Here is a 14,238-nt window from a genome sequence, read left to right as displayed (position 1 = left end):
CCGCAAGATCAAACTCCGCCCAGGAAACACGAAGTCCCGGCAGCAGAACACCACCGGGAACACACCCACACCCTAGGACAACTCGAAGATCGTGTGTCCCCGACGCCACGACTGGCCCCACCGCCACCCCTTCGGGGACGTGGCCCTCCACAGGACAGCTGCGGCCGGTGACATCTTCGGGTGACGACCCTCCACCCCCCCTTCCGAACTCCCCACTCCACACGCAGCCTTGGCCCTCTACCACCATGGAGGTTCATCCATTGACCAGCACGGACAGAGGCACGAGGGAAGACAAGAAGCACTTACGGCTCGGGCTCCAGCTCACCGTGAAGGAGACCACCGCATGAGCGAAACGGCATGGGACAAATTCGGGATGCGGCCGGCATCCGAAGAGCCCTGGGACCGCTTCTGCTGGACGCAGTACTCCGATCACGGCCCCGGGCTTGAGCTCCTGCACACCGGGCCCGGGAAGCGCGTGCTGGAGCTTGGCTTCGGCAAGGGCGACAACCTCGCCCAGGTGGCCCTCACGGGGGCCTCGGCGGTCGGCGTGGACATCTCCGCCGTACAGGTCGAAGCGGCCCGGGAACGGTTCGGTGACCTGATCGAGGTTCGGCACGCGCGAGCCGAGGAGTACCTCGCCGAGCACGAGGGCGAGTTCGATTCCGTCTACTCCGTCTTCGGCGCAGTCTGGTTCACGGACCCGGCCGTGCTCCTCCCGCTGGTCCGGCGGGCACTCAAGCCGGGGGGACGCTTCGCCTTCTCCCACCTCCCGCCGTCGGGCGAATGCCCCGGCCCCCACGATTACGACATGTACGGCCCCGACAACGTGGAACTGCTCACGATCACGCGCTGGTGCTACCGACCCTACGCCTGGGAAAAGAAGCTCTTCGACGCCGGATTCACCTCGGCCACCGGGCAACGGCTCCCCTGCCCACCCGACAGGGAGACCATCGGGACGATGATCGTGGAGGCCACCGCATGAGCTCGGCCGCACGCCCCGACATCGCCGACGAGCTCCGCCGCCGTGCAGAAGCCGACCAAGAGGCCCGCCAGCATCTGCTGAGCACCGGGGCCGCCGGGGACCTGCTCCATATCGACGCGGAGAACACCGCTTGCCTCAAGGCGATCACCGCCGAACACGGCTGGCCCGGCTTCGCGCTGGTCGGCGAGCAGGGCGCCGACCACGCATGGCTCCTCGTGCAGCATGCCGACCGCGCCCCCGCGGTCCAGCGCGAGGCCCTCGAACTCCTGCGGGCCGCCGTCAGCACGGGGGACGCACCGCCCCGACACCTCGCCTACCTCACCGACCGCGTCCTCGTCGCCTCCGGGACCTCCTCCACATCGAGTGGGCCGCCGACAACACCGCCGCCCTGCACCGGACGATCGCCCGGCTCCAGCAGATGGCCCGGACCTACGACATCACCCTCGACACCCTCACCGAAGACACCATCAACCTCATGCTGTCCGGCCACCCCGCCCCCGTCACCACCAGCTGACTATCCCCTTGAACAGCTGTGGCGCCCGCCTCCCTTCCGTTCAAGTGGTCGTCGCAACACCCCCCGGTACTTCGCATGCTCGTCACCGACCACCGCCCGTCACGAAGCTCGGCCGCAGCCATTCTCGAGGCCTTGCATCAACGTCGTCTATGTGCGGCCGAGATAGCGGACTCGTTTGTGGTTCTGCTCGGTTGCGAGGTACTTCCGTAGCCGTGAGCCCTGGGGACACCACATCTCGCGAGGGCACCGGTCGCAAGTGGCCGCGTGGCGTTCGTAGTTTTTCGCGGCGGCTTCGAGGGCCTGACCGTCGCGTTGCCATGCCACCGCCGGCTGTACCGGAGGCCCGACAGTCCCCGGCGGGTGGTCCTCTTCTAGCGAGGTGGGAGTATCCACCTGAGGTAAGTCAACGACGTCAACCATCTCGTGGTGAAGAGCTTGGTGGGACCTGGTAGGGGCGTCATGTGATGCCTCCTGAGCCGTCACATGACGCCCTGTGGGTCCGTCATGTGACGCCGTCTGGATTTCGGTCGCCGCCTGGCAGGTGGCGTCACGTGACGCCACCTGCACGCGGGCGGGGATATCGTCATGCGGAGTCACGTGACGCCCCGTGGCCTGGGCCCGCTTGTGGCGGAGCCGGCGGTCGTGCTCCGAGCTGGACAGCACAGCCAGAGCGCGGTCCCACTCGAGGCCGGTGCCGGTCTCGGCGTCGGCGCTTAGCGGGAATGTGCATGCATACGTTGCCGGCTTGGGGTGCCGTCCGCCGCGCGCGTTGGCCGTCTTTCTGATCAGGTGCATGGCTTCAGCGGCGAGGAGTACTTCCTGAACGGTTTCCTTGCTGCACCGGCCGATCGCCATAAGGGTGTCGGTGCCGAGGAAAGCGTTGGCACCGTCTGAATCAGCTGCCTGACCCACGGCCTGAAGGATCGCAAAGAACGACGCACCCAGAGCCTTCCACTCAGGCTGTCCCTTGGCGGCTTTGGGAACATGCTTGGCAGAGCGGATCAGGAACCAGCGCCATGAGTGAGCGGGCGCCCAACCACGCTTGATCTCTCCGGGCGTGTCATCGCCATATCCGTCGATCATGATGTCCACAATACCGTCAGGTTTCCCTTAGAGCAACCTCGTTTCATCGTCGGAACCTTGAGCGCCGATACAGCGACCACACATCCCCTGGGGTAAACGAGGTCGATAGGATGTACGTCATGGACAACGCGACGAAGCAGCAGGCTCACGAGGCGGTAACCGAGCTCGAACTGAGATTCATCGAGGCCGTCGAACACGGAAGGCTCCGCGCCGGGCTCACCTACGAACAGCTCGGCGGCTACATCAGCATGTCCAAGAGCCAGATCAGCAAGCGTCAGGACGGGCTGATCAAATACACCCTGCGCGAGATGTACTACATCGGCCAACTACTCGGCGTCGACCCCCTCGTCATGGCCGCAGGCCTCGGCACATGGCTCACCCGCATCCAACCCGAAGAAGTCCGCCACCGCCTGGAAAGCCTCGACAGCGCTGGCGCCCGAAAGTAGCGGAACACACCCTCTACTCCTTCACCGACGCCAACTACCGACCATGCCATATTCGGCTCGCCACGTCGCTGCCCGCCCCTGAAGCTCTCGCCGGCAGGAAAGTCGGCCCGCCCGCGGCGCATGTGGAGATTGGCGCGACCGCTTCCTCAGAGGGGAGAATGCGGACGACCCCAGCCTGTTCCCAGCGCTGAGCCTTGGCGGTGGGAGTTGATGTCGGTCAACAACTTTCGGGGTGCTCAGGAGTTTTAGCGGTCCGTCAGCTCGATGGACTCTGCGAGCCGCTCGCCCCGCCCGGGCCGGGACAGTGCCAAGAGGGATGGCCATAGAGCTGGCCGCTTTCGTCGTGCTCAGAAGCGTTCGAGGCGGTCGTGGCCTCGAAGCCGAAAAAGGAGCAGGCGGAGGTTCCAGCTGCAGGTAGTGGTCCTCGCTGCGGCGGATTGGCTCGGTGCGCTCGCGAAAAGCCTGGTAGTCGAGGATCCACAACAGGTCCTTCTGGCGCAGCGGGCGGTGACCGCAGCGGTGCCGAGCGGGCGGTGAACTTCCGCGACCGAGTAGAGCATGCCGAGGGCGATGGCCTTCGCCTCTATACGGCAGACTCCGGCAACGCCAGCCTCGACCAGGATACGACGAGGGGGCCGAACTGGCGGAGCACGACCACCCCGTCTGAACCTCCGCCACCGACGGCGTTCCGTGCTGCGGTAGTCGGCGGAGCAGGACCTTCACAGTCAGGGCGGGAAGGTGCGGGAGAGCGCGAGCGGGAAGCGGCCCTCTCACTGATGGCGCTCTTTGAAATTGGCCATCTCCCGCTCAGGGTGACCCCACACCTGCTCAGGCGTTCCCCAGTTGCGGAAGATCGTCTGGACGGGTTCTCTCAGCAGGTGATCAGGGCTGGTCCGCGATCCGTCGGCTGAGGTGTTCGAGGAACTCCTGCAAGCTGGCCGCGGCGACCTCGTAGTCGTCAAACCAGGAAGCCGTGGTGGACTTCCAGACCTGTCCGCTGCCTCCAATCGCGAACAGGCAGCCCCCGCCGTCGCTGGCGAAGACGATCGCGATCCATTCGCCCTCAATCGGAGCGGGTCCGTACTCGCGGAACTGTTCCGCCGCCGTCGCGGGTGAGTGAATGAAGTACCCGCTGTCGACATCGGGCAGGGAGGCATCGCTGATCACCCAGTAGAGCGTGGTCAAGTCGGAGGGGATCGGCGTCAGGTCCACAAGTGCGTCCGTCGCCCGGTCGCTGTCGTCGGTTGCGAGCGTCACAGCGTTGTGACCGGGCTGGAAGCCGTGCGTCGGCAGGAACGCCTCCATTAGCTTCGTCAGTGCCGCATCGGCCTGTCCCCACCAGGACCGGACCCATTCCGCGTCAAGCCGCTCACCAGGCACGTTTCCCCCTCGAATACTCGTGGGACCCGCCGGCGCGAGCCTGGAAGAAGATATCCGAGGGCCACTATGGGTGCGGCTGGGACCGCGGTCTTCCGATCCGCCGCTCCTCGATCGGTCAAACCTGCTCAGGCGATCTCCCCACCCATCGTGTGATTTTGCCCGGCGTGTCGAACTGGCATCGGTGCGTCGTGGAGAGCCTGCGTGCGCAAGTTCGGCCTGTTTCGGGGGCCTGGATGCTCACGCGGGAGGAAGACGTGGATGCGCACGCACTGCGTCGTCAGGGTTGGACGATCTCGGCGATCGCGAGGCATCTGGGCCGCGACCGCAAGACGATCCGGGCCTACCTGAACGGCGAGAGCGTTCCCGAGCACCGGGCCCAGCTCCCTGACGCCTTCGTGCCGTTCATGGACTACTGCCGGCAGCGCCTCGCGGACGACCCGCACTTGTGGGCCTCCACCCTGTTCGACGAAGTCGCCGAACTCGGCTACCAGGGCGCCTATTCGACGTTCACCCGTGCCCTTCGTCGCCATCAGGTCCGTCCGCACTGCGAGCCACGCAAGGCCGCGACGGGCAGGGACGTTGCGGTGATCGTGCACCCGCCCGGCGAGGAGATTCAGTTCGACTGGCTGGAGCTGCCCGACCCGCCCGCAGGCTGGGGCGTCGGGACGCACGCTCACCTGCTGGTCGGTGCCCTCGCGCACTCGGGCCGCTGGCGGGCGGTGCTGGCGGAAGCGGAGGACTTCCCGCACCTGGTGCAGGCACTGGACCAGGTGGTGCGCAAGCTCGGCGGGACCGCACGCCGCTGGCGCTTCGACCGGATGGCCACTGTCTGCCACCCGCCCAGCGGCCGAGTGGTGCCGGCCTTCGCCGCGGTGGCGAAGTACTACGGCGTCGGGGTCGACATCTGCCCGTCCCGCCGCGGCAACCGCAAGGGCGTGGTGGAGAAGGCCAACCACTCGGCGGCTCAACGCTGGTGGCGCACCGTTCCGGACGGGCTGAGCATCGAACAGGCTCAGTCCGGCGTCGACAAGCTCGCGCTGCGGATGGACGAGCGGCGCCGCCGGATCGAGGGCTCGTCGGTGACGGTTGCCGACCTCGCGGCGGCCGAACCTCTGTTGGAGATCCCGACCCGGCCCTTCCCGGCCGAGCTGGAGGTCGAGCGCACCGTCAGCCCGCAGGGCCTGGTCTCCTTCGACGGCAATAAGTACTCCGTCCCGCCGGGCCTGCCTGGCGCCCAGGTCAAGGTCCTGCACCGCCTCGACGAGGACTACCTCCACGTCCTGACCGGCGGCCGGGCATTGGTCGCCAAGCACCGCCAGGCACCGGCCGGAGCCGGGCAGACCGTTCGCGACGCCGGACACGTGATCGCGCTGGAGCGCGCGGTGCTGGCCTCGTTCTCCGACCGGGCGCCCTGCAAGACCAAGGTCCGCCGTCCGCCCTCGGAGGCCGCGCTGGCCGAGGTGTCCGCGTACTCATGAGAGTGCTCAACGAGGTACGGGTGAACGTGCCCAGTTGGACGACGGTGTGAGTGTCAGCCTCAAGCTCGCGCCATGCCCAGGTGCGGTGTGGCCTTGGTGGGCCTATTTGACGAGGCGGAAGTCTGGGTGCTGCAACCAGGCACTGAGGAACTGCAGATCGCCGACATGCCGGGTCCAGCGGTCGCCGCCGCCCGTGTCGTAGGAGACTTCCCTGACGGCGCCAGGAAGCGATGCCACCAGCGCCCGTGCTCGGGCGAGGTCCGCGGCTTCTTCGGCCCGGTCGCCGGGGGTGAATCCAAGGACGCCGTCGAAGTCGATCATCGCGTGGAGCCGTTGGGCGAAGGCAAGGGCGAGGTGACCGAGCAGCATGTGGTTCACCTGCCCCGAACAGCCGGCGGCGAGTATGAGGCCCTGGACTGGCGGCACCGAGAAGTCGGAGTAGTCCTCGTCGCCTGCTGGCATGCAGTCGTCCTCCGAGAGGAAGAACGTGCCCGCTTCAGCCGTATTGAGGGCGTGTAGTCCGAGGGCCGCAGGCTCTCGGACTCGGAAGGCCAAGTCGCCGTCAGCCTCGGTTTCGACCGGTCCGCAGATCGTCTCCAGCCACGGGATCACACCGGCTCGTATCTCTTCGAAGCTGCGGTGCTCGAAGAGCCACAGCCCCAACGCCGGTCCCGCCATGATGCCCCCCGAATGCGCGGCCCAGTGCCGTGTGGACCTGGTTCTACCAGGTCCACGGGGAGACATCCGATCGATTTCGGGACACGGACCTGCTGGTCAGGCTGCGTTGTCGCGTTCGATGGCGGCGAGCCGGTTCTTGAGCCGGTAGCTGGGGCCGTTGATGGAGACGACGTCGCAGTGGTGGAGGAGACGGTCGAGGATGGCGGTGGCGAGGACCTCGTCGCCGAACACCTGTCCCCATTCATCTGGGGCTGGCACATGTTCCTTTTCGTCGATCGCCGCTGCCACCGGCCCGTATCCATCTTCTGCTGTCCTCGTCGGTCTTCGTGGTGGTGCCCGGATTCTCCAGGTGCTGCCTTGATCGGTCAGGTGCGAGGAAGGTGTGCCGGTGGCATCCCAGTTGAGGGTGGTCCAGGGCGGTGCCGTCCTGCTGGAGCCGGTGACCACCGATCCGTGGGAGTTTCAGGCCGACTGCGTTGAGGCGTTCGTTGCCTCATGGCGGGCCCGTGGGTTCAGTCCGGTGACGGTCGAGAACGACATCGGGCTGCTGGAACGCACGCTCACCGCGCTGGGCCGGCCTGCATGGGACGTCACTCCCGAAGACATCGACCGTGTCGTCGGCGACCTGGCCCTTGCCGGGCGGGCTGCCTCGACCCGGCGCGAGTACGTGCAGATTTTCAAGGGCTTCCACCGGTTCCTACAGGTCCGCAAGGCCGTCGAGATCGAAGCCGGGTTCGGCATCCGCCTGGTCTGCCCGGTCGATGAGTTCAACGCGGCCCGGCATGCCCGGCGGAGGGGCTGGCCTGGTGGTCAGGTGCGGCGTGAGAACCAGCGGCCGACCTTCTGCTCGGGCACGACCTGCTCCTGCTCTGGCTCCGGTCCTTGCTCTTGTTGCCGCTGCTGGTCCGGCCAGACTTCCCGCAGCCCGGCTTCATGCCGCTGGTCGCAGTGCTCGCACAGGGACGCGTTGGCCTCCTGGCGGGCAGTCCAGCTGGCTTTGTTCACGAGTTCCAGGTTCTGGCACAGATCTTGGGGAGTCGTCGCGGAGAGTGACAGACCCTTTCGATTGCAGGGGGGCGACGGCCTCGGGGACCGTCAGCGTTCACACACTCTGGTCCACCACCAGCGCGACGTCGCCCACTCGTTGTCGTTGGGCTCCGGCAAGGTGCGGCGCTCGAACTCCTCATCGATACGCGTGATCAATCGGCCCAAATCCCGTTTGGCTCCGGGCGGAAGGTGCAGCATTGCCCACTCGAGGGCATCACGCGCATCTCCCACCCCGGGCGATTCGAACTCAGAGGCATCCAGGTAGCGTCCTGGTCGCTTGAAGGATCGCTCGAAACACGAGAGCGCATCGGCGACCGCGTTGAGCCACATCTCCTGGTCTTCGACCCGGCGGATCGCTGCACGAGTCCGGGCGGTGACTCCGCGGACTCTCAAGACCGAACACTGCCATTGTGGCCGCCATCGCTCTGCGCGGACGGCCTTGGGACGCCTACGCGGCATCGCCCTTTCGTATCAACATGAGGCCATCCTGCCACGGCTGGGCGGCTGCTCGCACAGTGTTACTGGAGCAGGATCATCTTGCGGAGGAGTTCAAATCCGGCTCGGCCGTAGAGCTGGCGCTTGATCTTCTTGATGCGGTTGACGGCGCCCTCGATGCTGCCGGAGCTCCAGTCGAGAGTGAGCCCAGCTACCACGGCGTCCATGTCCCGCAGAAGGTGGAGCGCGAAGCCGGTGAGGCCGGGTAGCTGGCTGTCATCGACTGCGTCGATCCAGGTGGGGAGTGTGGAGCCGAGGCGGTCGGTGAGTATCTCGCCGAAGTCGCGGACGTGTCCGGCGGCCTTGTCCAGTTCGGGGCAGCGGGCCAGGACCTCCTTCAGGCCGGCCCGATCTTCCTCGGTCAGGGTCGTGGGGTGCCGGGTGAGCCAGCCGGTCACCTGCCGCACCGTCGGAGGCCGCGGCGGCGCGCTGGCCGGAGCCCCGCGGAGGGTGGCGATGTGGGACCGGACCATCTGGTAGGTGACGGGCGCGTTGTCGGCAACGAGTTCCCTATGGAGGTGGGTGACGCTCGTGCATCCCGCGGCGAAGCGTCGCTCCAGGTAAGGCTTGTAGGGGTCCAGTCTGCTGGGGCGGGGCCGGTTTTCGCGGATGGTGTCCTGCCAGTTCGCGGCGTTTGCGTACCGGAGCACGGTGTTGAGACCCCAGCCCAGGTGCCGGGCGATCGCCCGGCGCGAGCGGCCTCGGGCAAGCAGCTCGTGCACCAAGGCGTGTGCTGCCTTCTTCCGCTCGGCCCGCCGGCCGACGGGTGCCGGGTCGTCCTGCGGCTGGGTGGCAGCCGCTCGGGTGGCCTCCGGCGGCACGTCCCTGGGTGATGGATTGCGCAGGCAGTCGCGGTGGGCGGCGACGCAGGTCTCCACTGCTCGGCCGAGGCCCTGCCACAGAGTACTGGTGGGCCGTCGGCGAGGTGCCTGCTGAGCAGGTCCTTTTCCCACGGCCCCCAGCCCGAACGACGCATGCGACTTTCACCGCACGTCGCTCTCCAGCGACTACTCCGTGAGTGCTGTGACAGGTCTCTTGCCATGGATGGACGCGTGGCAACTTCCGCAGACCACAAGGGCTTTGCGGTGCCGTGCGGCCATGAGATCTGCCCATGGCGGCCGGTCGCCCGGTCTTCCGAGGTCGGCGAGCTTGGCGACGTGGTGGACTTCTACCGCGTCGATCCGCCCGCACGGCTCGCACCGCCCGGCGAGAAGCCGGGTGACCAGCTCCTTGCGTTTGGTGTTGACCGGGGCCAGCCGACGGTCGGTGATGACCGTCTTTTTGTCCCGTCTCAGCGGGATCCCTCCGAACCTTCCGACCAGCGGTTTCCTGCCGGTGCGTTCGACGCGGGCCTCGAAGCACTTGCGAGGCCCGTGCGGTGTCTCGATGGTGGCCGCGTACTTGTGGGCCATCTTCGACACCGACGAACGGTGCTTGTTGGCGAGCGTCATCAGCATCGAGGTCTCCATGACCCATTGCAGCCGGGCGAGTCGAAAGACGTCGCCGGCCAGCAGGTAGTACTGGACGATGCCGCGGTACTCCGACCCGTAGGTGCTGAGGATGACGTGGTCGTCCTGGTTCAGCAGCTCGGGCCGACGCGCTGGTTTGCCGCGCTTCATGTACTGGGCCTGTTTGGCAGATACCACCGAACGGGGGACGCGTAATCTGATGACCCCATTGACGGAGCGACGTCCGCCGGTGACCTTGCGGTCGTTGTGATGCACGGTGATGTCGTAGCCGAGGAACCTCGCCGCCTCGGTGCGGGCGTGCGTGATGAGCGTCTTCTCTGGCGACAGTTCCAACTTGAGGTCGTCACGCAGGAATTGCGCCAGGCGCTCCTTGATTTCCTCGGCCTCTACCTTTGGTCCGGCAAACCCGAGCAGAGTGTCATCGGCGTAACGCACATACCGCAGTCGCCGGTAGCCGGGATCCTGAGTATCCATGCTGGGCATGCTGCGGAGTTGCTTGCGAAGCTCCCGCATCTCGGTGCGGTCACCGCGCATGCGTGCGCGACGCATCGCGTTCCAGACCTTGAAGAAGGCTTGGTTCGGCTTCCTGACTTTCCCTCGGGTGTATTCCGGGATCAGAACGTTCTCGACGTACTCGTCCAGCTTGTGCAGATAGATATTCGACAAGATCGGCGAAACAACCCCGCCTTGCGGGCTCCCGCTGTGCGTGGCGTTCCAGACCCAGTCTTCCAAGTATCCGGCCTTGAGCATGTTGTGCACGAGCCGAAGGAATCGGTTGTCGTGGATTCTCTCACCCAGGATTCGCAGCATGACCGAATGGTCAAGCCGATCGAAGCACTGCCCAATATCACCCTCAACAAGCCAGACCGTGCCCGTCCAAGTATTCGCCACATCGCGTAGCGCGGTGTGACAGCCCCGGCGGGGACGGAAACCGTGAGAGGAGTTGGAGAATGTCGGCTCGTAATACGCCTCAAGAAGCAGGCGGATCACCTCGCCGACGAGCTTGTCACTCCAAGGAGGCAGGCCGAGCGGACGCAGCTTCGTGCTGCCCCGCCCCTTCGGGATGTAGACCCTGCGAGCTGGGCTCCACCGGTAGCACTCGTGGCGCAGCGCGTCGATGACGTGCTCGATCTTGCCCAGGGACATGCCGTCCACGGTCTCCCCAGTGACTCCGGGCGTCATCGCTCCCTTGTTGGAGTACAGACGTCCGTAAGCCGTGAGATACAACTGCGGATTGAAGAGCTGTCGATACAGTTCATCGCACGGCAGGCCACGCCTGCCGCGTTCACGGAGGACACCCAGCACCGTTTCGGCACTCTGCATTTCGCATACCTCCCGAGTCTTGAGTGTCCGATCACCTGGCCCCCTTCGCCCGATGTGGACGGCCTTCCCGTCCTCCTTGGCCGGTCGCGACTCCGGCGACTACTACGGGGCCTCCGTCGCCATAGGAAGATCTCTTCCCGTAGGCGATCCCATGTTCGTCCTTGTCGTACGTCCTAGCGTGATGTAGGCGCCCCACTCGTCCCCTTGAATGCCCTCGCTGGGCATCGCTCCGCACTCCGGAAGTTGCATCGACCATTCCACAAAGCCGTCACAGGGTGCGGCGTCGGTTACAGGCAGCTTTCCGACGGATTCGACCTTCAATCTCCTGGGAATTAGGGTTCAGGCAATTCAGCTTTCACCGTGTCACGCGGGTCCCACGACGCGTCACCTCTACTGCCTGAGAGTGACCGTCGGTTTCCTGGCATGCTCTGGTCCCGTCACCGTTTCCGGATCGGGTAAGCCATTAGACCCAAGAATCTCCTTCCGAATTCTTCCCGACTGAGTCGGGGATACGACAAGGCGCCTCATGGCGCACTGGAACCGGTCGGCGATCTGCAGAGCGTCGGGGGCACCGCGGCGGGCGCCCTCGGCGTAGGCGCCCGCCCGGTCCCGGCAAATGATCTCCACGCCGGGGTGGCTGATCAGCCAGGCGGCCAGTGGCCCGGCTTCACGTGTCGGGAGCACGTCGACCACGCGATGGTCTTCGACGCTGGTCAAGACGGTGGAGTAGGTCTGGCCGCGACGGATCGCGAAGTCGTCCACGCCCAGCACGCGCGGAGTGCTGAACTTCGGGTCGGGCAATGCCATGACCCTGCGTAACAAGGTCATCCGTCCCGCGCCGAAGCCCAGCTGGGCGGCCAAGCGTGCACCGGCCCGCCCGGCCAGTGCCAGTCCCACCCGCTCCAGGGCGTGGTTGAGACGCGTGGTGAACCGTGCGTGCGGGGCAGCCAGCTGGGAGAACGGCTCGGCGAATGTCCGACGCGGGCACTCGGCCGACCCGCAGATGAAGCGCCGGACCGTCAGCTGGATCACAAAGCCCTGTGCAGCGAGCGGAAGGTCCTTCAGCCTGCGCTGGTATCGGCCGTGGACCCGATCCGAGAAGCGGCCGCAGTCCGGACATGCAGAGCCGGCCGCACGGCCTCTCGCCGCCACCTCGACCGTGCCGAACGCGGCCGTAACCGCCTCGACATCCACATCGTCGATCCCCTCGAAAACCAGCGAGTGCCAGAACGGTGCATCGGTCAGCATGACCAGCACCATCACCGGTGGCAACCAGCTGCCGCAGCGGGCGGCAGCGACCTGAGGGAGCGTCAATTCTGATCGCTGGACGACAAGGCGTACGCGGTCTCACGCGAACCCGACTCCTCGCAATCGAACAACGAGGTAACACTCCGCGACGACTCCCCTAGATCTGTGCCAGAACCGAGTTCCAGCAGCAATTGTTCACCGGTATGAGCAGTTTCCAGGGGTCGGATGCGATTCGAACAGTGCAGGAGTCTGAGCAGTGCCGAGGGACTTCACACCGTGGCGGCCGACTGCCCAGACACCGTCGCCGAGTACCAGCCCGCTGAGTGACCCCGTGCGCCCCCTCAAGCTGGCGCGGCTGGGGGCCTACTTGGATTCGACTCGCCCTGCCGGGTTGGGTCCGGTCGTCAGCGCCTTGCACGCGGTCTGCCACGTAGGGACGCCGGGGTGGAGCCGGGTACGGAGGTATGCCGCGGTGAGCCGCGCGAGGGCGGCGACCCGCCCGGGGTTCTCGTCGGTGGTCTCGGCGGCGTCGTATCCGGCGATCCCGCCGAGTCCGTGCTCCGCGCCGAACAGGGTGAGCAGGGTCTTGGGGCCGGGAGCGAGGGTGTAGGGGTCGGCGTGCCAGTCCGGCCCCATGTCCGTGAAGTGCCAGGGGTCGTCCTTGTCCCCGGCGACGACCAGCGTGGGCGTGGTCATGGTGGAGAAGTCGACGGCCCCGATGATCGGCCACTGCCCGGCCATGGGCCCATTGAAGACGTCGCCGCCCCTGCCGGGCGCGGCGAGCAGTACGCCCGCCTTGATCCGTGGCTCGGCGAGGTGTACCACGTTCCCGGTGTCGGGGTCGGTGAGTCCGGCGCCCAGCAGGAGGGCGGCGGTGAAGCCTCCGAGCGAGTGTCCGGCGAGGGCAACCCTGGTGGGGTCGATCCGTCCGGCGAGCTGCGGCACCGCGTTCTCGATCACGTCGAGCCGGTCCAGGATGTGGGTCATGTCCTCGGCGCGGGAGCGCCAGAAGTCGGGTGCTCCGGGGGCGTCGGCGACCAGGTGGCTCAGCGTCCTCGAGGTGAGGTGGGTGGGCTGGACGATGACGAATCCGTGGGCCGCCCAGAAGTTGGCGAGCGGCGCATAGCCGTTGAGCGAGGAGAGGTTGTTCGAGGGGCCGTGGCCGTGGGAGAGGAGGATGACGGGGAGGCCGGTGCCGGTCGAGGGTGCGGAGACGCGCACGTGGAGATCCACGGGACGTCCGGGCACGGACAGGACTACGGGGCTGAAGGACAGGACCGGAACGGGTGTGCCCAAGACGTCGGCGGTGGTGGATGTGCTCACGGTGTGGATTCCCTTTCGGTGGGGCCTGCCGCCCGCCGGTCGCCTGCCGTCGGCGGGCAGACAAGGCGGTCAGGGGTGTCCCGTTTCGGCTAAGCTGAAACGGAACGCTGCTCCATTTAGTATCCGGAGCGTCGCTCCGTTTTGTCAATCGTGTCGAAGGAGAACGTGATGGCCGTCGAGGGTCCTGCAGGGGATTCGCCGTCCCGAAGCAAGCGGGCCGACGCCCAGCGCAACCGGGAGACGGTGCTCACTGCCGCCGCCGAGGTGTTCGTCACCTCCGGCGTCGACGCGCCGATCCGCCAGATCGCGGCCCAGGCGGGCGTCGGGATGGCCACGATCTACCGCCACTTCCCGACCCGGGCGGACCTCGTCACCGCCGTGTACCAGCACCAGATCGAGGCATGCGCCGAAGCGGGCCCGAACCTGCTGGCCGACGCCGATACCCCGCTCGACGCATTGCGCCAATGGATCGACCTCTTCGTCGACTTCCTGGTCACCAAGCACGGCCTCGCCGACGCCCTGCAGTCCGACAGCGACCGCTTCGCCGCGCTGCACGCCTACTTCCTCGACCGCCTACTGCCCGTCTGCGCTCAACTGCTCGACGCCGCCGTCGAGGCCGGCGACATCAAGCCCGGCACACAGCCCTACGAGCTGATGCGCGGCATCGGCAACCTCTGCATCGGACGCGACAACGACCCCCGCTACGACCCCCGACGCCTGATCGCCCTCCTCCTCCAGGGACTCCAGCGACCCCAGGCGTCATGATGCCGAC

13 protein-coding genes and 2 pseudogenes are annotated in these 14,238 nt (G+C 66.6%); 5 read left to right on the top strand and 10 right to left on the bottom strand.

From position 1 onward, the window contains the following. Positions 1 to 343 precede the first annotated feature (343 nt). Complete coding sequence (locus AC3IYI_RS39260) at positions 344 to 982, top strand: class I SAM-dependent methyltransferase (RefSeq protein ID WP_489408198.1); 639 nt, start codon at positions 344 to 346, stop codon at positions 980 to 982. Continuing rightward, a pseudogene (locus tag AC3IYI_RS39255) lies at positions 979 to 1,272 on the top strand (DUF6624 domain-containing protein); the annotation flags it as partial. The gene AC3IYI_RS39260 and the pseudogene AC3IYI_RS39255, both read left to right, overlap by 4 nt. 371 nt (positions 1,273 to 1,643) lie before the next feature. Here AC3IYI_RS39255 and AC3IYI_RS39250 read toward each other — a convergent pair. Continuing rightward, entirely contained in the window at positions 1,644 to 2,579 is a 936-nt protein-coding gene (locus AC3IYI_RS39250) for a hypothetical protein (protein ID WP_489408197.1), read from the bottom strand. A 119-nt stretch (positions 2,580 to 2,698) separates the two neighbouring features. Here AC3IYI_RS39250 and AC3IYI_RS39245 point away from each other — a divergent pair, with 119 nt between their 5' ends. Continuing rightward, positions 2,699 to 3,025: a hypothetical protein gene (locus AC3IYI_RS39245; protein WP_489408196.1), complete on the top strand. Its 327-nt coding sequence runs from the start codon at positions 2,699 to 2,701 to the stop codon at positions 3,023 to 3,025. 882 nt (positions 3,026 to 3,907) lie between these two features. Here AC3IYI_RS39245 and AC3IYI_RS39240 read toward each other — a convergent pair. Next, positions 3,908 to 4,405, bottom strand: coding sequence for a hypothetical protein (locus AC3IYI_RS39240; protein WP_489408195.1), 498 nt, complete (start codon positions 4,403 to 4,405; stop codon positions 3,908 to 3,910). A gap of 254 nt (positions 4,406 to 4,659) precedes the next feature. Here AC3IYI_RS39240 and AC3IYI_RS39235 point away from each other — a divergent pair, with 254 nt between their 5' ends. Beyond that, on the top strand, positions 4,660 to 5,883 hold the full coding sequence (locus AC3IYI_RS39235) for a Mu transposase domain-containing protein (RefSeq protein WP_489408194.1): 1,224 nt from the start codon (positions 4,660 to 4,662) through the stop codon (positions 5,881 to 5,883). A 102-nt stretch (positions 5,884 to 5,985) separates the two neighbouring features. Here the strand turns inward: AC3IYI_RS39235 and AC3IYI_RS39230 are convergent, their stop codons facing one another. The 8 genes and pseudogenes from AC3IYI_RS39230 to AC3IYI_RS39195 form a co-directional block, all read right to left on the bottom strand. Further along, the gene (locus tag AC3IYI_RS39230; protein WP_489408193.1) at positions 5,986 to 6,561 is read right to left on the bottom strand and encodes a DUF6368 family protein; all 576 of its coding nucleotides are present in this window, start codon (positions 6,559 to 6,561) and stop codon (positions 5,986 to 5,988) included. Positions 6,562 to 6,657: 96 nt separating this feature from the next. Next, positions 6,658 to 6,804, bottom strand: a pseudogene (locus AC3IYI_RS39225) (ATP-binding protein); the annotation flags it as partial. A 567-nt stretch (positions 6,805 to 7,371) separates the two neighbouring features. Continuing rightward, positions 7,372 to 7,566 carry a hypothetical protein gene (locus AC3IYI_RS39220; protein WP_489408192.1) on the bottom strand — a complete coding sequence of 65 codons (195 nt, stop codon included), beginning with the start codon at positions 7,564 to 7,566 and terminating at the stop codon, positions 7,372 to 7,374. Between the two features lie 90 nt (positions 7,567 to 7,656). Continuing rightward, positions 7,657 to 7,938, bottom strand: a complete 282-nt coding sequence (locus AC3IYI_RS39215) for a hypothetical protein (protein ID WP_489408191.1) — start codon at positions 7,936 to 7,938, stop codon at positions 7,657 to 7,659. A gap of 188 nt (positions 7,939 to 8,126) precedes the next feature. Beyond that, on the bottom strand, positions 8,127 to 8,981 hold the full coding sequence (locus tag AC3IYI_RS39210) for a transposase (RefSeq protein WP_489408190.1): 855 nt from the start codon (positions 8,979 to 8,981) through the stop codon (positions 8,127 to 8,129). 129 nt (positions 8,982 to 9,110) lie between these two features. After that, positions 9,111 to 10,895 (bottom strand): reverse transcriptase/maturase family protein, encoded by a 1,785-nt coding sequence (locus AC3IYI_RS39205; RefSeq protein ID WP_489408189.1) that lies wholly within the window; start codon positions 10,893 to 10,895, stop codon positions 9,111 to 9,113. Positions 10,896 to 11,285: 390 nt separating this feature from the next. Next, a complete protein-coding gene (locus AC3IYI_RS39200) occupies positions 11,286 to 12,143 on the bottom strand; it encodes an ISL3 family transposase (RefSeq protein WP_489408188.1) in 858 nt (285 codons plus the stop codon). Positions 12,144 to 12,506: 363 nt separating this feature from the next. After that, positions 12,507 to 13,466, bottom strand: coding sequence for an alpha/beta hydrolase family protein (locus tag AC3IYI_RS39195; RefSeq protein ID WP_489408187.1), 960 nt, complete (start codon positions 13,464 to 13,466; stop codon positions 12,507 to 12,509). Between the two features lie 168 nt (positions 13,467 to 13,634). Here AC3IYI_RS39195 and AC3IYI_RS39190 point away from each other — a divergent pair, with 168 nt between their 5' ends. Next, entirely contained in the window at positions 13,635 to 14,231 is a 597-nt protein-coding gene (locus tag AC3IYI_RS39190; protein WP_489408186.1) for a TetR/AcrR family transcriptional regulator, read from the top strand. The last annotated feature ends 7 nt before the right edge of the window (positions 14,232 to 14,238 follow it).

Source organism: Streptomyces sp. GL_148, assembly GCF_057834205.1.
The sequence above is the reverse complement of the archived record's forward strand: the minus strand, read 5'-3'. Positions and strand labels throughout refer to the sequence as shown.